The organism is Bacillus hominis (genome assembly GCF_030348325.1).
Classification (GTDB): domain Bacteria; phylum Bacillota; class Bacilli; order Bacillales; family Bacillaceae_G; genus Bacillus_A; species Bacillus_A hominis.
On sequence record NZ_JAUCFS010000005.1, the window covers coordinates 2,467,638 to 2,494,267 of the forward strand.

Consider the following 26,630-nt stretch of genomic DNA (forward strand, 5'->3'; position numbering starts at 1 on the left):
AACAAAATTCGGAGGTATGATACTCTTTGTCATGCATTTTTTATTCCCTTTTTAGCTTTCTTAATGGTTCAATATCTCCTTGTACAATAGCATCTATATTTTCAGTTATTTTTTCAATGTCAAAATGCCACCATTGAATTTGCAATAATTCTTCTATTATTGTATTTGTAAATCGTTCCTTTATTATATTTGCAGGGTTTCCGCCAACAATTGTATATGGTGCGACGTCTCTAGTCACAACAGATTTAGCTGCAATGATTGCACCATCCCCTATTCTTATTCCGGGCATAATCGTTGTATCCATACCAATCCAAACGTCATTTCCTATAACTGTATCACCTTTATATGGTAAATCAGACAAACTAGGTGTATACTTCTCCCACCCATTTCCAAAGATATTAAATGGATATGCCGAAAATCCATCCATCCGATGATTTGCTCCGTTCATAATAAAGGTAACTCCATTTGCAATGCAACAAAATTTTCCAATGGTAAGGCAATCTCCAAGAAATTCATAATGATGTAATACTCGATCTTCAAAAGTTTCTCCATCTTTCGCATCATAATAAGAATAGTCACCAACAAGTATATTAGCTTTCGTTATTGTATTTTTTATAAATTGGACATTTTGATTTCCTTCAATAGGGTATTTAACATTTGGATTAGGATTCATTTTGTACAGCACTTCCTTTACCACTCATTTCACTTTCTATTGCTATTACTGGCTTTAAATTGTATATAGGTAAAATAAACAATAATCCAATTATAAAAAGTAAAGCCGTTCCTTCATACATCATACTTAATGAAAACATCTCCTTTAATGAGCCAGCAATACTCATTGTTACTACCATTGAACCGGTAAATAGCGGACTTAAAATGCCGTTTACGCGACCAATAAAATCCGTGTCACTATTTTGAATGATAAGCGTATTAATCCCAATTTGAATACATGGTAGAGCTAATCCACTAAAAAGTTGTGCAGTCAGTGTAACCCATAAGTCTGTGGAATAGCCTATAATACCAATTCCGATTGCCTGACCGAGCATACCTACAATTAACATCTTTTGCGGGGCCACGTTTTTCGCGAATATCATTGCTAAAGCTCCTCCGACAATCATCCCTGCACCATTTACTGTTAATAACCACTGTAAACTTTCTTTTGATAATCCTAGTTGTTCTGTCACAATAAATATTCCAAGTGGCTGGATAAGCCCTATACCGAGTCCAGCCGCCATAAAACATAGACCGAGCAAAGTTAATGCTTTTTTCTTTTTTACATATTGAATACCATCTAGCATTTCCTGTAATAGTGTGATTTCTTTTTTCTCATTATCATTTTCAAGATCTTTCGGAAGAAATAACAAAACAACTGCAGCAAGTAAAAATGCGATACCAGTAATTATTATTGAAATATAGATTCCAAAACTGTGAAAGATAAATGTTCCAAGAATCGGTCCTAACACCATAAATATTGCAAATATCGTTTGGTATATAGACATTGCTAATTGAATTTGTTCTGTCGATAAATGTTGTTTAAATAATTTCATTCCAGATGGTTGGGAAAACTGTGAAAGGATTGCCGAAATGAGCGTCACAAAAAACACGATTTTCCACGTTCCAAACATAAGAGTAATTAACACAGCGAATACTGAAATAGAACTTAACGTTTCACACCATATCATTGTCTTCTTTGGCTTCCACCTATCAGCAAAAGTTCCTCCAATAAAGGAAAAAATGAAAATTGGAGCAAATTCAGCAACTGAAATCATGGAAATTGCGAATGCATCTCCTTTCGTCATTTCCATAACATAAAGTAATACCGCAAAGTTACGAACCCAAATTCCAATTTGTAAAAATAATGCTGATGCTAGAATCCCTTGTACAAATCGATTTTTTAATACTTGTGATACCCCATGATTTTGTTTCGTTTCTACAGTCGTCGACATAAAAAAACCTCCTATTTCGTGTTCTAAATAGGAGGCAGCACAAATCATATGAAAAGACTATATATTCGCAGTGCGAAATACACCCCTTTTCTATACATGCACATACTAATCCTATTCAGAAGAATATTTCGTTTTTTAACGAAGATCTCTTACAAATAGAATTAGTTGATCATTGGGATGTTTTCACCCTTCCGTTTCGAATTTAAATAACACATACATACTCTATGTAAAACATTTGTCTTGTATGCATGTCTCAATATAACTATTCTAAAAAGACAATGGTAATTCCTCTAAAGAACGCATTAAATAATTACCTTGCCAATTAATTTTCTCACGCTCACCTTTTATTTGTAACGATGGCAAACGCTTTAACAAAGTAGAAATAGCTATCTTTGCTTCTAACCTAGCCAGTGGAGCCCCTAAACAGAAATGACTTCCATGACCAAAGGCAATGTGACGGTTATTCTCTCGTATAATATCGAATACCTCTGGCTTTTCAAATACTGTTTCATCACGGTTTGCTGAAGCTAATGAAATAATAACCATGTCTCCTTTTTGTATTGTTTGATCGTGAATTTGAAAAGGTTCAGCCGCCCATCTTGCAGTTGTAATCTCAACTGGAGAATAATATCGCAATCCTTCCTCAATAGCTGAATCAATTAGTTTTGGATTTTCTTTTAATAACTGTAATTGATCAGGATTTTCGAGAAGTGCTAATACCGTATTTGTAATTAAATTCACAGTTGTCTCGTGTCCCGCTACGATAAGTAACATAATCATTGAATATAGTTCCGGGGCACTAAGTTTATGTCCCTCACTTTCCGCAAGTATTAAAGCGCTGACCACATCCTCTTTAGGATCTTGTCGTTTTACATCAACTAAATATTGAAGATATGTAATAAAGTCAGATAGTTGCTGTCCAGTTTCTTTTATTTCTTCTGGTGTTACTGGTGAGGCAATGACAGCATGCGACCAAATTCTAAACTTTTCTTGATCTTCTTTTGGAATACCAAGCATTTCACTTATTACAATGATTGGTAATGGAAACGCATAATCATCTACAAGATTTAACGTACCCCTGTGCTGAGCATCACTTATTAAATCATCCGCGATTTGCTGAATTCTTCCTTCTAATTGTGTAATCATCTTCGGTGTAAAAGCTTTTTGTACTAGCGACCTTAAACGATTATGGTTAGGTGGATCTGAATTTAACATATGCGTAGTTAAATAATCACTATTGTCAACAGAAAGAAACATGTTCATTGTATTTTGTGAAAACACATTAGTTGGATCTTTTTTTAAACGTGGATCTTTTAAAAGAGGCAGTGCATCTTCATATCTTGTAATAAGCCATTCTGTACCAATCTCGACTTTATTAACAAATAAAATAGGTTGTATTTTTCGCGACTCTTTATAAATTTCATAAGCATCTTCTTTAAACCGAGCAGAAGCTAAATTAATGCCATCTTCTATTTTTCGGCCAACCTTATTTTTTATTGACATTGCATTCCCTCACTCTCAATTATTTGTGTAAATCAACCCAACATTTGAATTATACTTCAATAAAAACTAGAAAGTTGTAAATTTTCAATTAAAATCTTACTTCGTATATTGAAAAATAAAAAAGTGAGAGAGTAAAATTATTCTACTCTCTCACTTCCTATTATGCAAAGCACATAAAATTACTAATTTGTTGATATCGATAACTTACTTTACGGCGTCGACCACCTTGCCAAGTGTAGCCTGAGACCCCATTTCTTCTTACTTCCGTCGGAAAGAACCATAAGTCTCTTCCGAAAGGACCCGGACGATGCAAACGTAAATATCCCCATCTTCCAAGACAATTACACATCCATGATTTCATATTGCCCGCTTGTGCAGGAGAAGCGAATGTAGACGGTAACGACGGAGCTTGTGACGGTGGTGGTGAAGTTGGGGCATCTTCCGCATCATCTGGTCTATAATCCTCTTGTTCAATATCTCTAAATTCATTTGCATCTTCATATCCGTAGTTTTGTGGGTTATAATACATCGTTTGATCATATGGATAATTTTGTTGGCTATACATATTAACAAATCACCTTCTTTTCATTCATTACCTTTAACATTCATATGTGATATAACACCTATCGGAAGCTTATGTATAGCCCAAATTCAACTAAAAAATAAATCTTGTAGTTTTATAACTACAAGATTTTCATAAACGGAATGTATTTATTATTTTCTCAACTTCACACTATAAAAACGCATTTCTTCTAGTGAACCTTCAAATTCAAATACATCTTGATTAATTAATGCTTTCAAGCGATACTCTAAAAACATATCTCCAACTAATTGCTCCACAAGGCCAAGTGCTTCACCAATTACTCTCGGAGCTTTAAGGAAGTCTTTATCAGCACCTATTCTTTTCGCGCATTCAATAATAAATGGATCAAAATAGTCTTCTTTCACCGAATGCACTACATTGTCTTTCCAAATTCTTAAAAATTCTGTGCTATTTGATAAATTATTCCACTCATGTTCAAGATTTTTTCTGTTCTCTTCGGTTAAATGTGATAACTCTATAAAACCTTTTCGGATAAATGCTAAATCTTCAGGTGCTAATTCTCCTGTGCCACGTATGTCATAATCTCTTTTTAAAAGTTTTCGACTTGCTTCAGATGTGTTCATAACACGAATATTTTTCTTATCTTGTAATTGAGCTATTACAAAGCAAAGACCTACATGTTCATGGGCGTTATCTGCCTTCCAAATGGTAATCGGTGTTTCATTAGGAATAGAATGTAGTTCATCTAAAGTCTCCATAAATCTTGGTAAATATTCTTCTTCAAAATAACTATCATAAGCAGTTAAGTTGTTTACTAACCATTGCTTTCTTGCTAGTTGCCCTTCATTCGTATGTATCTTGTGTATCGGTCCAATTGAAAAGAATTCAGAGAATGAAACAACACTCTCCTCAAATAGTTCTTCTTGACTTAACATATGTTTTAAACATCCGCCTGTTGATTCATCAAAAGTGATATGAATATGTGTACTTTCTTTTACATTTCTTTTATAAGATGTATTATTCGTCAGTTGCTTAGGAATACTCGTTAAATTTTTTATCATATCTTCGCTATAATTCTCATCTAATACATCTAACTGTATAAGAATACTTTGAAGTAAATGTTTTGCTTCATCTTCATACATATCCTCAACAACATTTTTAATTTTATCTATCATATAAATCCCTCTATTCATTTCTAAAATAACGTAGATTATAGTGTATCATTTTAGCATATTTGTTTAAAAGTCTTTTTAAAGTCAAATCATTTTATATACTGATTGCTGCAACCATCTAAATTTTTACCAAAACGCTTTTCCTACAATTCTCTAAAGATATAAACCTATAATATTTTTTACGTATCCCTGATCTATCCAAATCACAATAAATATTAAATAATTATTAAACATTTTGTAAATCTTTGTATTTAAATGTATAATTATATAGAAAATAAAAATTACAGGAGCAACATTTATGGAGAAAGTACTTACAAATTATAAACATTATTTAAAAAATTGGAGATTTATATTTATTTGTATATTACCTGCTATCGCTTTATTATATACTTTCGATGTCATCTTTGAACTAATGTTTCATCAAGATTTCTACTTGTCTAATTTAATTTCTGCTATTATATTATTTTTAATATTTATAAACGTGAAAGATAAATTTAAAATCAAAGGTTAAAGAACATTATAATTAAAATGAAACCGTTTGGATTCTTCTTTACTTCGAATACTATTTCTAGTTAGTCCTTCCCTATTGAATCCTACTATACATAGAAATAATGTTCATGATAATTTTCCAAAAAATAAGAGCACCCTTACAATTGGATGCCCTAATGTGATTAGAGGTTTTTTCTGAGTATTAAGTAGGACACGAAGATCTTGTCCTACTACATAAAGACTAGAACAAGCACGCCTTGTCATATATTAAAAAAAAGATAAGGGATGTGATAACATTGAATAATACTAACAATCAATTTGTTTTTCATGTGGTAAAAAGTTCGGCAATTAAAAAATTTATAATTATTGATTTAATTGCTGGAACAGGAATTTATTGGACCGTACATTCCATTTCTTCAAATGCATTACTCGCAATTATTAGTTGTATTTTAGGCACAAAAAAAATGAAGAAAATGCATCATTCATAGAATCTAAAACTAAATCACGCTTCATTTCTTTCAGATTCGTTTCCTTTACTCGTCCACCTCTTACATATCTTTCTAAGTGGTTATTAGTTTCTTGTTCTAGCGCTCTTTTTCGATTTTGTTTCAAGATATCTATCCAGCTAGTGTAACTATACATTAGCTATGTCCCTTTTATATTCCGCGTAATTGTATAATATTCAATATCTTCTTTCGCCTTTTGATTCACTGATTAACTGAATAATTTCATATACACCGTAATAGATACAATCCACTGGAAGCATGTAGGTTCTTCACTTATTTTCTTTCTCTGTATACTTTTTTTAATATCAAAAATATTACCAACAAACCATTTGAACTAATAGCTTTACTCTTCGTGAAATGGGAAAGCAATTTTTCGCAGTTGGCTAACTCATTGGACTCTCTATTTTGCTTGTCTACTTTTTGTATAAGATTTTTCGTTTTACATATACTACTTTTGAACCTGCATACCAATGTAAGCCATTTTGGTGTTTTGGATTTCCCTTCCTGGGATAAGTATTTTTTACTTATCCCTTTTTTGTATAGGCATGTATATTTGGGGTAAAACTAATTACAAACAGATTTTTTGTTTATTCGTAGTTCTAAAATAAAAGACTTTTCTCCTTTAAAGGACAGTAGGTACGACTGCTTGTCCTTTTTATTTATATTTCACACACTATTTTTCTGACCAATTCTAAGCCTTCTCTATTACTTTAGCAAAGTAAATAGTTCCCAAATAGCCGATGTTTACAATCATACAAATAAGCGGTTTCTGATTGCACAGAAACCGCTTATTTGATATCCACGTTTACAACACATAATTATCTTTTATATGTTCACATTATAATTGCTAATAAGAAGGATAAAGATAAAAATGCACAAAGAGGAATATATAAAATAGTATCCATTCTAGCAAAATGCGTATCTTTTTTTCGTTTAAAGATTCCAAAATAATTAAACTCACCAATTACTCTTATGAAAAAAACAATCATACAAATCCAGGAACCCATTTGAACAATAAAAGTAGGAATTATAAAATGAACAACATTTGCTTCTTGTAATAAAGTTATTGCTGCCACACTTAATAATAACGCAATGAACAATGTCATTCCTGCACGAGGTGTAAATGCTTTTTCTCCAGATTCAGTTGGAATGACGCTATTTGTCCCCCACTTACCTCCGAAAGCCCAATAAACATGTAAAAAGCTAACTAAGAATAGTATACAAGCAGAAATATATATAATAATAAGCATTTTGTCCTCCCATTATTTCATTTAAGTCCCCACCTTTAAAATATGCTATGAATCCCTCATAAGCAACCTATATTTAATTACATAAAAAACCCCCTTAATGATTAATCATTAAGAGGTTACTAAATTTCATTATGCATTATACCTACTTCTTCGGCGTTCCATCCTTGTTTGTCCTTGAACAGTGCCTTCATTGTACTGATCTATTTGCTCTGTCATTTCATATTTCGCAACTGGTTCTTCGTAATTACGCTCATGGACTCTTTCTGGTTTTTTATGTTTAGATGCTTTTCCACTAAACTTAAATAATTTCATTTTAAGTTTCGGTAATATTGGAAGGCGAATCTTAAAAGATAGCCTTTTACGTTTCTTTTTTTGTTTAAATAAATTAGTATTTTCTTTATCAGTGTCTTTCTCTTTACGGTGTAATAACATCGCAAGTAATCCACCTAATATAAGTCCTCCAACTAAAAGGAGAATATATAAGTAATGGCTTGTCATTAAACTAGTCATACGCTCAAGTATGACTAACGATTGTACTTCTTTTATATCCCATAGTAAAGCGGCCCATAATGAAAATAAGCCCAAAGTAAGCCCGTATGTACGAAACCGGAATAAACACGGAATTAACGCAATGCAAGCGGCGATTTTCGCGTTCAATATTATTGAACTTGTTGAAATATCCTGATTCCAAATGACTAACAGTAATGTTATAAATGGCGCATACGCTATCCAGCTACATATACGTGAATATATCTTTTTCGCAAAGTAACTACCGAAACTAGTAAAAAATAAAAGTCCTCCAATAAATAAAGATTGTTCTAGAGGGATTTGCTTCATAATACCCGCAACTGGAAAGAGGCCGCTTAGTACCATTAATAGCACATCTAATTTCTTCACAATTCCCCATTCCTTTCAATTTTTTCAATTAATAAAACTCGTTTTTCCATATGATATAGTTTTTGTATTTCTAAAAAACATCTTAATCCTGTATGTTAATAAAGTAAATACTTAAAAGAAATGATACATGACAAAGGATAGCATTATTTACATAAAAAAATGACAAATCCTGATCGATATAACGAGCAGGATTTGTTTACTATTATTTAAAGTAAAATAATTGAATCTTTCTTTTCTATTTTCATTATATCTACATCCAATTCATCATCAAACTCTTTAAGCTCTCTTACATCTATATCAGTCATGTAACTTTTTATTACTTTAGCCATATGCATGGAATATGTCATGTGTATATTCTTTTCCAAGAGCATACTTGAATTACAGCACATGTAATGAATCATTTTTACGACATAATCCCTTTCTACAGGTTTTACACCTAACGGTAGAATTTCAAGTATATATCGCTGCAAAATTTCACTACAATGTAATGCGTATTCGCCAGTGCTATAATACATACCTTTTTGATCCACATATAAACCTGTACCATCCGTCACATCATCACATTCCATCATACCGTAGCATGGTACATCAAAATCTGTATTTATTCTTATCACGTTTAAGTTTGGAACTTTTTTTATATTCGGAACAATCTCAGGTACAATATCTATATCAATTTTTTCATTTTGTAACTCTTTTATCCAATATTTTCTCATATTCGCATCTACAATGAAATAAATTTGTTCATTCCGCTCTTTCGCATGTTGTAAAATTCCCATTAATGTTTCGGAAACACATTGTTTAAAAAGAGCCCCCATATCATTTCTTTTTGATGGTTGCGGCAAAAATGCATTATGTTTATTTACATTTAATAATAACCGTTCAATCGTTTGCCACTCTGTATTCCCATATAATTTATATGAAATTTCTCTTCCTTGTATTTTTGAAAAAATAGGCAAGAAATCAAATTTCGAGATTCGTTCAATTGATAAATTGACATATGTACAAGGTAAACTTATCTTATTCCAACTACGTTTCAAAAATCCTTTCTGTTCTAATAAACTAAGAATACAATTTACAATTGTTTTACGAGATACACTTTGGCCTATAAATAAATTAATAAATGCTGAAATACGATTTGTTCGTGCAAACCCTTCTCGAACGATTTGTTTTGGATCAATTTTCTCACGCCCATCACAATTTTCCATTGCGATTAACGCTAATGTCGCATCACTCCGCTCTCCTGCAGTTGCATAAACAGCTTTCATAACATCATCTACAAGGTTTGTTTTATATTTCTGGCAATACTGCATTTTATATGGGTTTTGCAACACTTTTTCAATATTAAATCTCACTACCTTTAGCAATACTGGAGAATCTGCATTTAATACATAAGATGACTCACCAATCTTAGCTAAAACAATTTCACTATCAATTAATGCTTGTTCTACTTCCATTAATATATTGTCGGACCAAACTTCTAACGTTAAGGTCTCTAATCCTTTTGGTGCAATTAAAGGAAATAATTCATTTTCATTATTTGTTACTACCTTTTTACATTCTGGGAGTAATGTGAAATAAGAGAATTTCTGCTGAAATTCTTTAAATAAATACTCTCTATCCTTTACTTTTATACCAGATTTTATTTTAGTACCTTGCACTTTATATATTCTCTCATTATATGGAAGTAACACCGTTATATTTGTCCCGATGATATAGTCTTTCGGATATTGGAGTATATGATCTAGTTCAACTTCTCCACCTATATGAAAATCATCTTTTAAATTTCTAAATAACTTAATCCATTTCATACCGTTTGTCGCTTGCTGTACTTTCAGTTTTACAAACCTCAACTTTTTATTATTTAATGCAGAATCTGGGGTAGAAATCAATATCATGCCCCGTTTTCGTCTCAAAAGCAACGGTATGTCTGGATGATTATATTCTTGATAGAATCTTCGAATGCCTACTGAAACATTTAATAAAGGGGTATTCTCTCCTGCACGAGTTATGCATTCAAACCGATATACATAAGCGAAATAATCTTGTGTTTTTTCATCTTTAATTGGTTCTGACATGGCCTCACAAATATTTTGTGATCGTAGTGGAGAAAAAAAGATTTCTTCTTCAATTTTATCTTCCATTTGTACAGGGCATTCACAAAAAATATGTGAAATTAAAGCGGGTACCCACTTAGCATACGTTTCATTATCATGTAAGACTGGCAAATTAGAAATTAAATCGTTATGCCATTCATATTTGGGTGGTTCTATTAATTTGTTCGGTTTCCAATCATGAATGACCTCATACCAACTTTGAAAAATATAATCGAGTTGTTCTTGTATTATAGGTTCTTTTGATATAATCCATGGCGTATTTTCATTTAACACATACGGATTATGCTGAATAAACAATATATCAGAAAACATATCATACAATCTTTCATTCAAACGTTTCAACTTACTCGTTAATAAAAACGTCTTATAATGTATTTCTACAATGTCCAGCCATTCAATAGGAAAATATATAAATGATACACTTTCGTTTAAAAGGGGTGCTACTATATTTTCAAATGTTAATAACCGCAATTTTTCCATATAATGATTACTTCCTTTCTTCATTTGTCTTGATCATCAAAAAACTAGAAAAAACCGTTACTTAATCTAATCAATTTAAACCAAGTATTTAAAAGAAAAACAAATAACGTTTTATTCGAATTATAAGTTATTAAAACAACTATTTTAAAAGTTTAAAGTAATTATCATTTACATCACCCTCTAACATCATTAAAATTATACATTCTGATTATATAATATATAAGTGTATTGTATTTATTATTTACAATAATTTTACAAAAAACTAAAAAACCAACAATAAATTCTATATCTAATAGAAAGCACTTTTTCATTTAATAATATAATAATAGGTTAATAAACAAGCCGTTTTTTTACTAAAACATAGAATAATATGAACCCTAATTGAAGGGAGTTATAAAAGAATGTCCTGGAATAATGATTGTTGGAGTTCTAAGAAAAAGCATTGTTGTGATGACTGGTGAAAATCTAAAGAAAAACACCATTGTGATGATGATTGGTGGAAATCTAAAGAAAAGCACCATTGTGATGATGATTGGAAGTTTAAGCGAAATAAGTGTCGCTGTAAATGCTTCTTTATTTGTTGTCATTGTAAAAGGAAACATTGGTAATATTTTCAGTGCCAACTTAAAGGCAAAGAACATGTCTTTGGGACTGATAAATGCTAGATTATAGTAATTAAAAAGACTGTCTCTAAATGAGATGGTCTTTTCTATTTACGTCTTACCTTACGCTTAAATAACTATACTCTATTGTCCTTCCTATTCTTCGCATAGCGTGTACTAATGAGCCATAGCCACCAACAAGAAAGTAATTTAAATCTCGATTGGTTCATTCTTCCCTTTACCAGTTAGTGCTTCAGTCTCAGCGTTAGCTTTCTTTATCTGTGCATCATACATCTCTTTTTGCATACGATGACGCTCTTCTTCAATTTTTCGTTTGAAGTTATCCGGCACTAAATCGAAATACATCGCCAGTTTATCAAGTGCTTTCATCTTGTCAGCAAGCTTGATAGATACGCCTTCTTTGCCCTTTTTCACTTCTGTAATGATAGAGCCATCAACCATATCCGATTCATTAAAATCAACATAACTAATGGTTCTCATAACTGGATTCTCGTCTTCATCTTTCACAGGTCCAAACGGTCCCATAACTTGTAAATCTTTTTGGCCAAAAGTTACGTAACTCGTAATATCCGCAAACGCAATCTTGATGTACTCATTCAATACATCCATCGCTTCAAAGAAGATATTCTCAACCATTTCACCTTTAATCTCTCGAATGTACGTTGCTACACGCTCTCTTCTAAGTAACCGGCTACTCGTAACATGAGCGCTACTCTTTGCGTAACCAGCTTTCAATACAGCTTGTGTACCGTTAAAGTACTTCACGTAATACAAACAAAAGAGCCGTTCTTGTTCCGTCAGCTCTTCATCATCTAGCATCTTTTTTAACTTAGCTTTTGTCTCGGGATTTTTAACATTAGTAACGCTCCTTTTCGCAATAGTAACGTTACCTTTTAATTGTTCGTCCCATTTATCTTGTGATTTCCATTTTCTGATTTGAGACGGCTTTAGATTTAACTCCTTTGCAATCTCAACAAGTGGCTTCTCACCGTTGCTTGCTTTGTATATTTCGAATGCTTTATCACGGTCTGGACTACGCTGTCTCGCCATCTACATTTCACCTGCCATCTCACGTTCGAGTTTGTTTTGTTCAAACAATCAAGTAAAACTCTCTTTCAATTTCATATGTATTTCTTGTGATGGTCCTGACACAATTGCAACTACATGTTTGTTATTACAAAAAGCCACTGTCATAATTCCATTCACATCAGATAAAACATGCCAGGTTATTCTTGTAGTTAAGTCATCGTAATTCATCGCTTTCACCTTTGATTACGTATTTCTTCTAAAACAGTATCATCTATGTGACTTTACCCATAAAGTTGCCACTAAAGGAAGCATATCTTTGCCGTAGATTAATTATTAACCCATAAGCTTGCCGTGAATGCTAGTGGTTTGTAATAAAGTTTGATCAAAAGCATGCTACAAAAATTGATTTTTCAACAGAAGAAACCTAATCATTTTGATCAAAATCCTTGGGTTATTTGTTGCTAGTGAATAATTTTTCATAAAAAAGTTTAATCATTCTTCTACCTGTGTTTGCTCAACAATCGTTCCCGATTGTTGAAGATCATTGCTTAAATCTTATTCAAGACAAGCACCCGTTCGCTGAATATGGAATATCGTTTAACAAATCATAGGATATTGTGAATCTAACCTTTTAGAAGGTTTAAAAAGACCGTTCTAAACTCTAGAAGCGGTCTTTCCTTATATATTCAAATATTAACTACTGCTCTCGTTACTACTTTCCTCATGAGGTTGATGATGATGATGGTGGCTGCTCTCTTCCCGGTTACACCGGTAAGCTAGTGTTGCGGGATTCGTATTGCCAAACGTCAGGTACCACGGCACTCCCAATGGGCCGCCCTTTTTATAAGGGGGGACCACCTCCTTGAACTTCTTGCTATGGACATTATAACGCCGTACTGAACCGGTAAATTCGCCTGTAGGGGCCCCCGTAGCATTGTCAAACGGGCCCGTAATAGGGACAAACAACTTTCCATTCGGTCCAAAAAGGAGTGCCTGTGCGAAAGCACGTGGTTTTCCCGGGGCATAGAGGTCAATCTTGTCGATAAACTCGCCAGTATCACCATCGAAGATCAGAATTTTGTCGGTGTCATTAGGGTCATCAAGTTTTTTGAAACTAGTGACGTAGAGGTTGCCGTCAGGACCGAAGACTAAACCTTCGGGACGATGGAGTTTGTTCTTGTTATCACTCACAATAAACACATCGAATCCCCCTGATTTCAGGTTGAAGCGCAGCACCCAGCCTTTATTCGAATCTAAAAAGTCAATGACGGAGACATACAGCAAGCCGTCAGGACCGAAGACCAATCCGCGGGGGTGGAAAGGGTTGAAGCAGGGGTGGTCGACGTTGCCTAGAAACATCCCAGTGGAACCATTGTACATCCGCACTTCTCCAGGCACTTCTATGCCCGTGTTGAAGTCGAAGTCACCCAAATCCGCCACAAACAGGACATTATGTTTGGAGAGTAAGATACCGCGCGGTGCCAACGGAGCGCCTGGTTCGGCTGAACGGACGAGTTCGCCCAGAAACGCCCCGGTTTGCCCATTCAACTTCAATACGTCGCCATTCTCGGTTTGCCCGACGTTCTGGTTAGTGACAAGGAGATTGCCCACATGGTTAAAGATAAGTCCCCGGGGACCATGCAAGTTTCCACTATTTGGTGCGACAAAAGTGCCAAGGAACTTCCCTGTTTTCGGGTCGAAAGTCTTCACAGTGTCGTCGAAGCTATCACCAATGTAGAGAAAGTCGCACTGGAAGCACCTGTCCTGATCTTTTTGATTATGCATTTTATCACCCTTTTAAAAACATATTTTAAATAAAAAACTAGCTTTTACCTAAATTAATATATGCTTACGGAGATTTTTTCGTATAGGACATGCAGCTGATAATATAGCATATTTTTAAAGTAACCTGCCACGTTTAGTTTAAGTAAAACGTTTCACAAATGATCTTTAATCAGTATTCTTACTCTTTCTGTTTCCTCCACAATCTGGCCCTTTAGTGGAGGAACTTTATTGCTACTCAACAGTTCCTTAATCCGTCTTTCAGTTCAGATCTTCTTTTCACTATAAAAACATTCCTTTAGAGTTACACGTATCATATAACAATCTATATCAAGAACACAAAAAGCTATTATTTCATTTTCAATTTACTAAAACCACGTTTATATAATCCCCAAAGCCGTAGCTATCAACTGAATAGCACTTTTTTCTTCTGATAAAAAGGATCACGTTTTATCATTAATTCATTGTACACAAAAGAATCTTTAACCTTGCGATTCCCCAGGTATTTCATTTCAATTATCTTGCGTTCATCTTCATCAAGCGCGTATTGTAACGTCCGTTCAATTTGTTTAAAACGTATCTCATGATTCTTATCGTCACCTTTCATTTTCGGAAAAAAAACAACGCCCCCCGCTTGAGCCTGTTCTTCTTGATTTTTCATCCGGACGCACAATGCTTTGTAGTTTTTCAGCTCTTTCACCACAAGTCTACGCATCTCTTTTTCATCGATGTCCTCAAAAAATGACAATAAATGAGATGGTCTTTTCTATTTACGTCTTACCTTACGCTTAAATAACTATACTCTATTGTCCAAGCCTCTCTCCTACTCCTCGCATAGCATGTACTAAAAAGCAGGTGCGTGATTTTATGCCAAACTACTATTACGACCGTTCACATCAGTGCTACCGGAAGAAACATAAAAAATGCGACTGCGAATGCCATTGTGAGCCTCGATACCAATTGTAGTTATTAGCTTTCAATGCTTCATACAACTTGATTTTCGTTTCATCCATTTCAAATATAGATAATTGTTCCATTTCACTCCCTCATCTCGTATTAATATAGCGTTTTATTAAAAATCTTCTCACATTTAAATCGGACAAGCATATGATATTTTATGAGGCCCCCACTCATAGAAAACTATCTTTCTAATCTAAGAGTACACATATATGTGTGCTCTTAGATTGTTTACAATGAATATTAATTTTCTCCATTCACTAATGGAAAAGCATTAATAAAAATATCCGCATATTTATCGAATATAGTTTTAAATTCTTATAAAACTATATAATTTTGGAGTTGGTTAATACGTTACAAAAAACTGACCGTGTAATCATTATGGTCCCTCCACTTTCAAAAGTGTTTGTTACATTTTTCTCATCATCAGGAGAATCTATTTCATCACAAGTTTTGTCTAATACATCTCCATACCCTGTATCAATGTTTGCACTTAATGAACTTGAAAGTGAATTATTTGAGGTCGAGTTAAAACCAATACCACTTCATTTAAACCACGAATAATGGAAGTCACTTTACTACTCACATAAGAAACTGAGGTAGTAGTCTTTTTAAAATCACTATTTTATTAAATTCCACATATACAATCGCTTGTCCATTTCGCTTTGCTCTATCATTGCCTTTACTATTAGTAACACGAATTTTTCAGAGGTGAATTATATTGGACAAGTTTTTATCCTCCGCTGCATTAAATCCAGGTTCAATCGGACCTACACTCCCACCTATGTAACCCCCAGGTGTTACCGGGTCCACTGGCAACACTGGACCGACTGGCGATACTGGGCCTACCGGAATCACGGGACAGACTGAGCCAAACACAATAGAATCTGCATTTCGAGCTATAAAAAACGATATTGATCAAGTTATACCTACCCTTACCGACGTAATTGTTACCTTTGAAATCGAATCATTTGATTTTGCAAATGAATACAACAATGTTAATAACCGTAATTTTTCCATATAATTCTTACTTCCTTTCTTCATTTGTCTTGATCATCAAAAAACTATAAAAAAAGGTATTGTCTATACCTATGTATAGCAATACCTCTACTCTTTATCCAATTACATCTTTTACATCAGTATTCACTGGCCACTTTTCTAATGTATAAGCCATATCCCAAAATGAATATTCATATTGACTACTAATAATAAAATGCTGTTTCATACGATTACGATCTGCCTCTGTTACTGTCTCAGCTATAGCATCTAATCGAGCAATCTGTTCCTCAACTAACGTGCGGAACCAATCAGATCCATAAGCAGAAATCCATTCTTGATAAATTGGCTCTTCAGGTTGACACACTTTTAAACGTTCACCGATTTCATAATATAACCAATAACAAGGTAAAATAGCTGCAATAATATCTCCTAAATGCCCTTCATAAGCTGCACGATACATATGAGATGTATATGCATATGCAGTTGGCGCAGGAATAAAATTATCTTTTTCTTCTTTCGTAATCCCTAATTTTTTTGCGAAATTCTCATGTAATGATAACTCAGCTTCATAAGTATTTTGTGCATGATGCGCCATACGAGCCGTCGTTTCTAATTCAAGAGCCTTTGCAGCACCTAACGTTTGTACTCTAGCAAAATGACTTAAATAATACGAATCTTGAAGCACATAATAACGAAAACTAGCTAAATCTAACGTTCCTTCGCCAAGTTTTTTTACAAAAGGGTGATTAAAACTTGCTTCCCAAATTGAATCTACTTCTTTACGTAATGATTGTGAAAAAGTCATTTAAATCCCTCCAATAGTTTATAAAACATAAGTATTTATCCCATATATTAAAGCTGTAAAATAAAAAAACTTTCTTTACAGGCGTAAAGAAAGTGAATTAGACGATATTAATTTATGCATTAAATATCTTGTCTTTCCCACTTCCCTACGCTGGCATTAACCAGATCAGGTACTAAGAGTCTCAAAATTCCATTTGATCTCAGCCTATAAAAGGCCCCCCTAGTGGATAAATATTTAGTTGTCGTATTGTAATTATCATAGCATACTTCGTGGAACTATCAAAAGTTTTAATTGTACAATTATCTTAAAAACCTTCTTCTTTCCTTACTTTTAATGAAGTTTCAATTATCATATCTAATAGTTTACTATAATTAATTCCAGCCGCATCTGCACTTTTTGGCAGTAAACTTGATTGTGTCATCCCTGGTAATGTATTAACCTCCATTACATATGGAATTCCGTCCTTCACCATCATATCAACCCTTGCATAAACACTACATTTTAATACTTTATAACAAGCCAGTGACGCTTTATTTACACGTTCCTGTACTTCAGCTGGAAGTTCTACAACTTCTTCAACTGTACTAGTATCATCATATTTTGCATTGTAGTCAAAGAACTCAGCAGCATGTCGAATTGAAATGATAGGTAACTGTTGCCCATCAAAAATTGAACATGTAATCTCGTCACCTTTTATATACTTCTCAATTACGACTTCAGAATCCCATTCGAATACAGTTTCTAGCATAGAGATTAATTCATTTTTATCATTGACGATCTTTACTCCAACACTCGAGCCGCCAGAGTTTGGTTTTACCACTAACGGAAATCCTAGCTTATCTAACTCTTCAAGCTTTAGATCCTCCATTTTTGTAAGTTCAATCCAATCTGGTGTTTCTACTCCTTCATAACGCAAAATCTTTTTTGAAAGATTTTTGTCCATACATATACCGCTAGATAACATGTTGCTGCCGCTATATGGAATACCTAAACTCTCAAGCGTTCCTTGAACTGTCCCATCTTCTCCGTATTTTCCGTGTAATGCTAGCAATGCAAAATCAATGTCTTTCGCTTTTTCAATTAAATCCATTTTTTCATTTAACGTAATTGGAACTATTTCATACTTACTCTTATCTAAATGTGCAATCATTTCATTCCCAGTCATAATTGATACTTGTTTTTCAGAGGATACTCCTCCCATAATAACGCCAATTCTCATCTTCTCATCTCCAAATTTCATTTTTTAATGTGTCACCAATTATTTGAATCCCGCTAACTATTTCCTTTTCTTTCAAACGTGAAAAGCCTAATCGGAAGGTATTCACTCCTCCTCCATCAGAATAAAAAACATCTCCAGGAGAAAACGTTACGCCTTTCTCATAACACTTTTGTAAAAGTGTGCGGGCATTAATTTTTTCTTCTAACTCTATAAATAAATGAAGTCCACCATCTCCAGTCATTCTTTTAAACGGAATGTACTGATTACATGCCTCAACAGCTAACTCATATTTTTTCTTATAAACAGATCTTGCTTTTTTTAAATATTTTTCAAAATATCCTTCATGTAAATATTGAAACAGAACAGCTTGATCTAACGTAGAAGTGTGAATCGTTCTTGCTCTTTTTACACTTTCTAAATAATGTATCAGTTCTTTATCTGCAATAATCCAACCTACACGTAAACCAGGGAAAAGTACCTTCGAAAAGCTACTAATATAAATCACATTATTACCAGCCCCAGAAAAAGTTAATAATGGCGCTAAATGTGAACCTGAATAACGTAATTCTTCATTAAATCCATCTTCTATAATAGGAATCTTGTATTTTGAAAATAACCTCATCAATTCCGTTCTTTTCTCCGAACTCGTAACAATACCAGTTGGATTATGATAAGAAGGAATTAAATACGCAAAATCAAAATCCATTTCACGCAAACTTTTTTCTACTTCATTCGTATCAATACCATCATCATTCATATTAATCCCATGAACTTCAAGTCCATGTAAACGAAAAAGCTTCAATGCAGCATGGTGAGTTGGGTTCTCACAAATAACACGCCCTGATTTCTTCGATAAAGAAGATAATACAATATCTAATCCTTCTGTAAATCCATTTGTAATTAGAATATCTTTGTTCGAAATATCTACACCTTTCATTTCCATGTAATGAAGTAAATAATTCATTAACGGTCTATAACCTTTTGCATATCCGTAGTTCAATACGATATCCCCTTCAATGGACATACGAGTAAGAAAAGCTCTTTTGAAATTTTCAACATCAAATAGCTTTTCATCCGGGGCAATACTATTAAAAACAATCATTCCTTTTTCCCAGCGAACACCATGTTTCATTAAATCTAATTCATCCGCTAATGCGGTAACTGTATTGAGTTTATTTTTCCAATCTATTTCAACAGACGAGGTGTTAGATATATCCACCTTCGCAACAAAATTTCCTTTTCCTTTAACTGCATAAATTAATCCTTCTTGTTCTAAATCCGCATAAGCAGCGAGTACTGTATTTCTGCTCACAGATAGTAATTCACTCAGTTCGCGGGTTGATGGGATTTTTTGGTTCCCTAACAAATGCCCTTTCATAATCATCTTTTTCAAATAATCCTTTAATTGAATATAAACGGGACGATCTTTTACAACTTTAAAATCCTTAAACAATTCCTTACCCCCTGCAATTATTTTTGCATATTTATTTCCTTCTCAAAAGGTCCACTACATATGTATTTTTTATGCATAGCGGTACGGTTATCAAGCCTATAAATCCTTTCGATATAAATTGATTACATCTTTCAAAGCGGCTGCGGCTGCCCCACGTGGGTTTGAGGCCCCTCCAAGCGTTGTCACTTGTCCCATTGAATCCGTAAAGAATGTAACTCCTTTTTCGATACTATTTATATTTGCTAATGGATGTTCTTTCTCTAAATTACAAGGTTGTACACTAAGGTTTACTTTTCCATTATCATCTTTATATGCTGATGCAATTAATTTAATAGATTTACTTTGTTCCTTTGCATTTTGAATTTGTTGCGTTGTAACATGCTCTATTCCGTTTATTTGTATATCTTTGAGTGAATAATCTGTTCCCATTAAACTATTCGTCAAAAGTAATAATTTACAAGCGCTATCCATCCCGCTTATATCTAATAACGGGTTAGTCTCCGCAATCCCTTTATTTTGTGCTTCTTGCAACGCCTCTTCAAACGTCTTATCTTCTTCATACATCTTTGTAAGAATATAATTTGTTGTCCCGTTCAATATTCCTTCTATTTTTTCAATATGACAACCTGCTAAACTTAGTTGTCCAATGTCTAATGTTGGTAACGCAGCGGCAGTTGCACCGCTATATCGAATACGTGAGCCTGAAATACGTGCTGCCTCATTAAGTTCACTCCAAGCTGTAACAAGTGCGCCTTTTGAAATAGCTACTACATCCATTTGATTTTCAATAGCTTGTTTCATATACTGTTTCCCTGGATTTCCATTTTTAAGATTTGTAGCAGTTGATTCAACTAATACAGTACCATTTATATTAATCGTTCCACGGTCCTCTGGATAATGTTCGATATATTTTTCAATTGCAGCAGAACCACTACCATACTTCAATAAATCATTAATCTGCAAACCTTTCCCGTTATGTATTGCAATATTTCTTCCTATCACGCCACTAACAACTAAATCAATTCCATATGTTTCATTTATATATAAATATTTTTCGTTTAATAATTTGATAAACTCTCTTCCCACTGTCCCATATCCTGATAATATAACTCGAATTTTCATAATATCCCCCCATATTTTTCTACCAAATCCCTCTTTCAATATAATATAAAGCGCCCTCGAATTCCATCGAGAGCGCTTTATATTATCTATTTCGGTAACCGTGATAATTTTTCTGCAATTGTTCTATAAAACTCTTGAATATTAGAAAATCCTAACGTGTCTGAAACGCTTAGTCCTACCATATCGAGGTGGTCCCAATTTGCTTTCGTTTCGATATGATTCCATTTTCCAATCTGTAATGACTCATTATCATTTGCAACCATATTAGACGAAGGCGCAATCATAGAATTTGTATTTACTACACCGTCATTTTGCCACCAAGAAGTATCTATTAATGGTCGATTCTCTTCATACCTTGCATAAGAACCTAAGAAGAATCCATTCCCCATTAGCACTTTATTCATCGTTATATGAGGTAAATGTAAACCTGTTATAGGTGCTGCTTGCGATGCATGTCCACTATAAGATAAGTAATATACATCCGACTGAGTCTTTACCCAATTATTTAACTCTTTTGCACCATCAGTACTTAAATCCCATTGACTAATATCTTTCTTATTTTTCCAAACTGAACTATTTAAAATACGATCAGCATATTGGAAAAAGGACTCTCCAGCATTCTTTTTTATACCCCATTGATCCAATTTAAAATCATATAATGATAAATTATTATTTCCCCCTAAACTTGCAGCTGTAATGAGTAAATCTTTAACAAATGGCAACAGAAGACTTCCGTCCGCAAGTGTTGTACCATTGTGAGGAGTTGCTAATGTCGTAACACTATGAACATATGATTTTCCCCCCTCAAATAGTGGTGATATATTTGTATTTGAGTGATTTCCCACATAATTCTTTTCTTCAAAACTTCCTTCTTTTAATAGCTGCACTAATGTTCTCGTTGTTTGCCCACCCATGCTATGTCCAACTAAATGAACTTTATTTGTTTCACTCCAATTCGGTGCAAGACCACTATAAGTTCTACCAAAACGATTATGTCCATGTTTCTCAGCATGTGCGGCACCGTAGTCTACTACTCCACCGTTAATTTGCGCATATAATTCACATGCCCGATCCCAGTTACTAGAAACAGGTCCAACAGCAGCAGTATGTACTGTGTAACCATTTCTTTTTAAATCTTCCTGTATATCGTTAACACCACCCCAATATTTAACTCCGAGCATTTCCTCTCTACCCCATCCCGCGAATCCATTTACCAAAATGATAGGATAATTATTTTGTTGCCTCTCTTCAGCGTAAGTTGTTTTCGCTACAATTGCACAAACAGTCACTACTCCAAAAAAACATAATTTTAAAAATAATCTCCGCATACTTTCTCCCCCCTTTTAATAAAACGCTTACATTTTTCTATGAAAAAGATTTACACAATTAGTTTTCAACTTAAACATAATGTAAAGTATTATATATACGTTGTATATATAGAAAACATACACAAATGTTGATAAATATTAATTCAAGTAAGTATTTACTTTTTACAATACAACTTGTAAATCTAATTATTTGAATTTATAATTGAATATAGTTTCCTCATGTTAAATGGATTTAAAAATCATAAAAAAACTAATTTCATTGCTTGAAAGGAAGGAAAAAAGCGTGCAAATCGGATTAAACATTCACACATTATCTCAACCTACTAAAATAACTCCCCCTAGTCTTGAGCATAGTACTATCTCTTCTACTAAATTTGAAGATAAGAAATTCAATGATCCAATCAAATTTGATATTCGTTCATTTGAAAAAGAAATGAAACAACCTGAGCATAAGTTTAACGAATTAGATTTATGGAAGATGTTGAAAGATAAAGGTGTTCCTTTATGGATCATACTTGAAATGCTACAAAAATCCCGTAAAGAAAAAGAAGCTCAAAATAGTCCGGTTCAAAGTTTAAATATGATTGAAGAAACGAGCGAGACTCGATTAAATGAAGTAATGTAAACTATGTTACCTGAGTTATCTATAAACGAAAAAGAGTTCAAGGTTGATAAAAATATTATCAACCTTGAACTCTTTTTTTAAGATTTTTCTCCAATCGTTACAAACTGAAAAGATACTTCTCCTTCTAAACCTTTAATTAGCTTTCTTATTTTTACATTTTCATTAATCAATGTATTATCTGTCGACATTTTAGGTTTTTCGTCACCTAAAGATTTTTTCAGATGAAGAAGTTGCATTTTCGTTTCATTTGCTTTTATTTCTTTATATACACTATTTTTCGCTACAATCACATACCATTGAAACCCATAATTACGAGTGTTACCAATCCAAGCGTTACTATCATATTTAACGGGAATCTCTCTTCCTTCTATTTCAATACTTTGTATAGTCTTTTCGTCTTCATGTGTAAATAATAGTGAGCCTTCTTTTGGAAAATTCGGTAATGTGTCTATAGGCATAGAACTGGATACATTATCCCGTTTACAAAAAATCTTTTCTTTAATCATCGCTTGCGCAGTAGATTCATTTAATATTAGTACCTCCCCTTTTCCAAATTTACCTGTTTTCACTGAATAAACTTCATTTTCTTTCGTATTTTCCTTATAACGATTAATAATTGGTGAAGTATTATTCTCATCTCCAATGATTAGTACACCGTTAGCTGGGAATAAGTCTTCATTTTTAGAACATGCGCTTAAGCTTATTAAAATTATTATAATTAACATGAAGATAGTTAGTGTTCTTTTCATCACGGTTCCTTTCATAATTCAATTTGTTTTTTACATGATTTTCTGTAATCTTAATAGTTGATATCCTCTATTGTTCCATAGTTTTATACAGCTTTTGTAGGTAACGCCAACGAGTTATAAAGAAATATAAAACTTGTATACATATAAATGAAATTAAAATAACGATAGAGCTATTTAAAATAGAAAAATCGACTAATTGTTGTAATGCCGTATAAGCGACTACAGTATGAATCACTGCAACGACAATCGGTAAGAAGAACATTAATAATAACTGTCTCGTTACAACTTTTTTTAATTCTCGTTTACTTAATCCCATTTTCGAAATCATTTTATATTGCTGTTGATCGCGATCCAAATCAGTATATAATCGAAAATAGATAAAACTAGCAGCGAATGTGAAGAAGACGATTCCGACTAAAACACTTGCCATAAGTAATAATCCATTCGTTTGCTTTGCACTTAACAAATCTAATGTTAAAGCTTGAAAGTAGAAATTATCTTTGCTAACATCTTTTTCAAATATACTATTTAATTGGTTTGAAATCTCTTTCGTTTTCATCCAATCATCTACAACAAATCCGTAAGTACGATTTTGATCACCTATATCATCTTGGTCAGGAGAAACAGGAATTCCATCATACACATGATCTTGAACAGCAATATAAATACTGCTAGTATCATGCGGTAAAACTAAATTTTCTACAGCTTTTTTCACACGAAATGTCTTTGTCCAATCTCCTTGAATGACTTCAATATTCTTTTTATAGTCACCATTTCTAAATTCTTGTTTTTGGGATACCCTTCCAGGGATTAGTAAAATTTCATCTTCTTTTTCAATCGTTTCTTGTTGATACCCGAGTGCTCTCGCAAGTTCGTTATATTCACTTAACTTTATTACATATACGTTACTTTCTGTATATTTATTTGAAGACGAAGCCATTCGATAAGGAATATTAGCATCAGCAAGATGTTTTTTTATAGTAGAGAGATTTTTATCTACCTCTTTGTCTGTTTCAAAACTTACATACAGAAATGTATACGGATTTGTCATTCTTACCAAATCCCTATTACCGAGAGTAGCTGTCGTACCAATTGCTGTAAATGCAACTGCTGAAATAATAGATACTATAAAAAACATGGTTGCATTATCTTTCATACGGTAAATCAATTCTGAGAATGTTAATATATTTGTTCTTTTTAAAAAGAAAGATTCACTCCTTTTCGCAAGATGCAATATATAAACGCTACACTGTGTATATAAAAAGTACGTTCCTATAATTACAAGGAGTACACCAATTCCAAGCATAATAAAACTGTGACTTGAGATAAATCGAAATACTGAAATATATCCACACCCTATACTAATTAAAGAAAGTAGCGATAATAAAATTGAAGATTTCGGTTCAGGTTTTGGTTTTTCTTCTGCTTGAATGAGTTCTACAAGTTCTGTTACTTTTACCATTTTAAAAGTAACAAGCGAAACAATTAAAAATAAGAAAAGAAACGTGATGACTGTTAATAGTACCGCTTGCACTGGTATATAGAAAGGCAAACCATTATTGATCATTAATACACTTGCACTTATCAATAAAACTAATTTAGAAAATATGAGACCTATGAGAATTCCTATACAAATTGAACCAAATCCAATTAACATATTTTCAATCAATAATAATTTCTTAAGCTGTCTCATTGACATACCTTGCATCATTAATATGCCAAATTCTTTCTTACGCGTTTTTAAAAACGAACTAACTGAATATAAAATAAAGAAAAATGAAAATACAAAAATCAATCCTTGCGAAATTCTAAATCCCAATGTACCAAATGCACTTATTGTTGCACTTGTCGATTGTAACTCACCTTGTAAATCAGGGTGAAATAATAAAAGAGCATACGTAAAGAAAATCATAATAGAAAATGCACTACTTAAAAAATGAGCAGCATATGTACGCTTATTGCGAAAAATATTATTAAATGCGAACTGACGAAAAGTCATGCCTTTTCCCCCCTAACAAAGAAAGGACATCCATAATCTTTTGATAAAATGCTTGCCTGCTTTCACCACAATAAATTTCGTTATATAGTTGACCATCTTTTATAAATATGACTCTGCTGCAAAAACTCGCAGCATACGGATCGTGTGTAACTAACATCATCGTTGCCTTTTCTTCCTTATTAAGAGTATCTAACATCTCCATTACATCATTTGAAGATTTAGAGTCTAAGTTCCCTGTCGGTTCATCTGCAAGTAATAATTGCGGCTTATGAACGATAGCACGAGCGATTGCTGTTCTTTGAGCTTGTCCTCCTGATATTTCAAAAGTTCTTTTACTCAATATATCTGCAATATTTAATTTTTCTGCAATTTCTTCTACTCGTTTGTTCATTTCTTGTACAGAAACACCATCTAATGTCATTGGCAACACGATGTTTTCCTTAACTGTAAGTGTGCTCAGTAGATTAAATGATTGAAAAACAAATCCTAATTGTTTCCTACGGAATAAAGCTAAATCTTCTGATGTCAATTGGAAAGGATTTGTGCCATTTATTAAAATTTCTCCCGATGTTGGAGAATCAATAGTAGATACCATATTCAATAACGTTGTTTTCCCACTTCCAGATGGCCCCATAATCCCTATAAATTCACCTTCTTGAATTGATAAATCAATATCTACCAATGCTTTAAAAGGTATTTTTCCTTTATATACTTTACTAATACTTTTTGCATGTAAAATTTCCATTTATATTCTCCCTTCATTTGTACTGCTCACTATAAAGTGTAAAGGAATTTTCTTACTGCTCATATTGATTCATCTTTCATTTATCTTACACGCTTGTAAGATTTCTAAAAAAACTGATAACATTTCTGTTTTCAAACTATAATCAACGTGCATCTATCTTATAATATTTGCATAGCGGCATAAAACACAATGTTATTTCTAATCGTTATTATATTAATGAAAAAAGACCGATTGCTTTATCGGTCTTTTACTTTCAAGTATCATATTTTAACTAATCCTTTAGTTAAAATCTAT

General features: G+C 33.1%; 24 protein-coding genes, 1 pseudogene and 1 riboswitch. Of the genes and pseudogenes, 6 read left to right on the forward strand and 19 right to left on the reverse strand.

Annotated elements, in window-relative coordinates; genetic code table 11:
• Positions 1 to 40: 40 nt before the first annotated feature.
• The 5 genes from QUF93_RS15210 to QUF93_RS15230 form a co-directional block, all read right to left on the reverse strand.
• Positions 41 to 673 carry a Vat family streptogramin A O-acetyltransferase gene (locus QUF93_RS15210; protein WP_002119807.1) on the reverse strand — a complete coding sequence of 211 codons (633 nt, stop codon included), beginning with the start codon at positions 671 to 673 and terminating at the stop codon, positions 41 to 43.
• Positions 663 to 1,946 (reverse strand): MFS transporter, encoded by a 1,284-nt coding sequence (locus QUF93_RS15215; protein ID WP_289359309.1) that lies wholly within the window; start codon positions 1,944 to 1,946, stop codon positions 663 to 665. The genes QUF93_RS15210 and QUF93_RS15215 overlap by 11 nt, the downstream gene beginning before the upstream one ends.
• Before the next feature lie 267 nt (positions 1,947 to 2,213).
• Positions 2,214 to 3,449: a cytochrome P450 family protein gene (locus QUF93_RS15220; protein ID WP_289375631.1), complete on the reverse strand. Its 1,236-nt coding sequence runs from the start codon at positions 3,447 to 3,449 to the stop codon at positions 2,214 to 2,216.
• A 160-nt stretch (positions 3,450 to 3,609) separates the two neighbouring features.
• Complete coding sequence (locus tag QUF93_RS15225; protein ID WP_289359311.1) at positions 3,610 to 4,014, reverse strand: hypothetical protein; 405 nt, start codon at positions 4,012 to 4,014, stop codon at positions 3,610 to 3,612.
• A 149-nt stretch (positions 4,015 to 4,163) separates the two neighbouring features.
• Positions 4,164 to 5,168 carry a DUF1835 domain-containing protein gene (locus tag QUF93_RS15230; RefSeq protein ID WP_289375633.1) on the reverse strand — a complete coding sequence of 335 codons (1,005 nt, stop codon included), beginning with the start codon at positions 5,166 to 5,168 and terminating at the stop codon, positions 4,164 to 4,166.
• A gap of 295 nt (positions 5,169 to 5,463) precedes the next feature.
• Between QUF93_RS15230 and QUF93_RS15235 the strand changes: the two genes are divergently transcribed.
• Both QUF93_RS15235 and QUF93_RS15240 read left to right on the forward strand, forming a co-directional pair.
• Complete coding sequence (locus QUF93_RS15235; RefSeq protein ID WP_002119815.1) at positions 5,464 to 5,676, forward strand: hypothetical protein; 213 nt, start codon at positions 5,464 to 5,466, stop codon at positions 5,674 to 5,676.
• A 274-nt stretch (positions 5,677 to 5,950) separates the two neighbouring features.
• Entirely contained in the window at positions 5,951 to 6,142 is a 192-nt protein-coding gene (locus tag QUF93_RS15240) for a hypothetical protein (RefSeq protein ID WP_289359314.1), read from the forward strand.
• 851 nt (positions 6,143 to 6,993) lie between these two features.
• Here the strand turns inward: QUF93_RS15240 and QUF93_RS15245 are convergent.
• From QUF93_RS15245 to QUF93_RS15255, 3 genes are all read right to left on the reverse strand, one after another.
• Positions 6,994 to 7,410, reverse strand: a complete 417-nt coding sequence (locus tag QUF93_RS15245; RefSeq protein ID WP_289359315.1) for a DUF3995 domain-containing protein — start codon at positions 7,408 to 7,410, stop codon at positions 6,994 to 6,996.
• Positions 7,411 to 7,539: 129 nt separating this feature from the next.
• Positions 7,540 to 8,307: a DUF3959 family protein gene (locus tag QUF93_RS15250; protein ID WP_289375634.1), complete on the reverse strand. Its 768-nt coding sequence runs from the start codon at positions 8,305 to 8,307 to the stop codon at positions 7,540 to 7,542.
• Between the two features lie 206 nt (positions 8,308 to 8,513).
• The gene (locus QUF93_RS15255) at positions 8,514 to 10,901 is read right to left on the reverse strand and encodes an RNaseH domain-containing protein (RefSeq protein WP_289359316.1); all 2,388 of its coding nucleotides are present in this window, start codon (positions 10,899 to 10,901) and stop codon (positions 8,514 to 8,516) included.
• A 414-nt stretch (positions 10,902 to 11,315) separates the two neighbouring features.
• Here QUF93_RS15255 and QUF93_RS15260 point away from each other — a divergent pair, with 414 nt between their 5' ends.
• Positions 11,316 to 11,573 (forward strand): hypothetical protein, encoded by a 258-nt coding sequence (locus QUF93_RS15260; protein ID WP_289359317.1) that lies wholly within the window; start codon positions 11,316 to 11,318, stop codon positions 11,571 to 11,573.
• A gap of 140 nt (positions 11,574 to 11,713) precedes the next feature.
• On the opposite strand, the gene QUF93_RS15265 is transcribed toward QUF93_RS15260, so the two are convergent.
• The 3 genes and pseudogenes from QUF93_RS15265 to QUF93_RS15275 form a co-directional block, all read right to left on the reverse strand.
• Entirely contained in the window at positions 11,714 to 12,574 is an 861-nt protein-coding gene (locus QUF93_RS15265; RefSeq protein ID WP_289359318.1) for a terminase small subunit, read from the reverse strand.
• A 672-nt stretch (positions 12,575 to 13,246) separates the two neighbouring features.
• Entirely contained in the window at positions 13,247 to 14,338 is a 1,092-nt protein-coding gene (locus QUF93_RS15270; protein ID WP_289359319.1) for a Vgb family protein, read from the reverse strand.
• A 377-nt stretch (positions 14,339 to 14,715) separates the two neighbouring features.
• A pseudogene (locus QUF93_RS15275) lies at positions 14,716 to 15,050 on the reverse strand (ArpU family phage packaging/lysis transcriptional regulator).
• Positions 15,051 to 15,628: 578 nt separating this feature from the next.
• Between QUF93_RS15275 and QUF93_RS15280 the strand changes: the two are divergent.
• Both QUF93_RS15280 and QUF93_RS15285 read left to right on the forward strand, forming a co-directional pair.
• The gene (locus tag QUF93_RS15280; RefSeq protein WP_289375636.1) at positions 15,629 to 15,856 is read left to right on the forward strand and encodes a hypothetical protein; all 228 of its coding nucleotides are present in this window, start codon (positions 15,629 to 15,631) and stop codon (positions 15,854 to 15,856) included.
• Positions 15,857 to 16,013: 157 nt separating this feature from the next.
• On the forward strand, positions 16,014 to 16,082 hold the full coding sequence (locus QUF93_RS15285) for an exosporium leader peptide-containing protein (protein ID WP_289360983.1): 69 nt from the start codon (positions 16,014 to 16,016) through the stop codon (positions 16,080 to 16,082).
• 324 nt (positions 16,083 to 16,406) lie between these two features.
• Here QUF93_RS15285 and tenA read toward each other — a convergent pair whose 3' ends face one another.
• The 5 genes from tenA to QUF93_RS15310 form a co-directional block, all read right to left on the reverse strand.
• Complete coding sequence (tenA, locus tag QUF93_RS15290; protein WP_000144515.1) at positions 16,407 to 17,096, reverse strand: thiaminase II; 690 nt, start codon at positions 17,094 to 17,096, stop codon at positions 16,407 to 16,409.
• 125 nt (positions 17,097 to 17,221) lie between these two features.
• Positions 17,222 to 17,327, reverse strand: a riboswitch (TPP riboswitch).
• Positions 17,328 to 17,400: 73 nt separating this feature from the next.
• A complete protein-coding gene (locus QUF93_RS15295) occupies positions 17,401 to 18,315 on the reverse strand; it encodes a D-alanine--D-alanine ligase (protein WP_289359327.1) in 915 nt (304 codons plus the stop codon).
• Between the two features lie 4 nt (positions 18,316 to 18,319).
• The gene (gene pdxR, locus QUF93_RS15300; RefSeq protein WP_002119831.1) at positions 18,320 to 19,768 is read right to left on the reverse strand and encodes a MocR-like pyridoxine biosynthesis transcription factor PdxR; all 1,449 of its coding nucleotides are present in this window, start codon (positions 19,766 to 19,768) and stop codon (positions 18,320 to 18,322) included.
• 96 nt (positions 19,769 to 19,864) lie between these two features.
• Positions 19,865 to 20,890, reverse strand: a complete 1,026-nt coding sequence (locus QUF93_RS15305; RefSeq protein ID WP_289359329.1) for a homoserine dehydrogenase — start codon at positions 20,888 to 20,890, stop codon at positions 19,865 to 19,867.
• Positions 20,891 to 20,976: 86 nt separating this feature from the next.
• Positions 20,977 to 22,218, reverse strand: coding sequence for an esterase/lipase family protein (locus QUF93_RS15310; protein WP_289375638.1), 1,242 nt, complete (start codon positions 22,216 to 22,218; stop codon positions 20,977 to 20,979).
• A gap of 283 nt (positions 22,219 to 22,501) precedes the next feature.
• On the opposite strand from QUF93_RS15310, the gene QUF93_RS15315 reads away from it, so the two are divergent.
• The gene (locus QUF93_RS15315; protein ID WP_289359331.1) at positions 22,502 to 22,843 is read left to right on the forward strand and encodes a DUF3914 domain-containing protein; all 342 of its coding nucleotides are present in this window, start codon (positions 22,502 to 22,504) and stop codon (positions 22,841 to 22,843) included.
• A 77-nt stretch (positions 22,844 to 22,920) separates the two neighbouring features.
• On the opposite strand, the gene QUF93_RS15320 is transcribed toward QUF93_RS15315, so the two are convergent.
• Genes QUF93_RS15320 through QUF93_RS15330 form a run of 3 tightly spaced genes read right to left on the reverse strand, consistent with a single transcriptional unit; the run spans position 22,921 to position 26,336 of the window.
• Complete coding sequence (locus tag QUF93_RS15320) at positions 22,921 to 23,607, reverse strand: lipoprotein BA_5634 family protein (RefSeq protein WP_289359332.1); 687 nt, start codon at positions 23,605 to 23,607, stop codon at positions 22,921 to 22,923.
• A gap of 52 nt (positions 23,608 to 23,659) precedes the next feature.
• Complete coding sequence (locus QUF93_RS15325; protein WP_289359333.1) at positions 23,660 to 25,591, reverse strand: ABC transporter permease; 1,932 nt, start codon at positions 25,589 to 25,591, stop codon at positions 23,660 to 23,662.
• Positions 25,566 to 26,336, reverse strand: a complete 771-nt coding sequence (locus tag QUF93_RS15330; RefSeq protein WP_289359334.1) for an ABC transporter ATP-binding protein — start codon at positions 26,334 to 26,336, stop codon at positions 25,566 to 25,568. The genes QUF93_RS15325 and QUF93_RS15330 overlap by 26 nt, the downstream gene beginning before the upstream one ends.
• Positions 26,337 to 26,630: the final 294 nt, after the last annotated feature.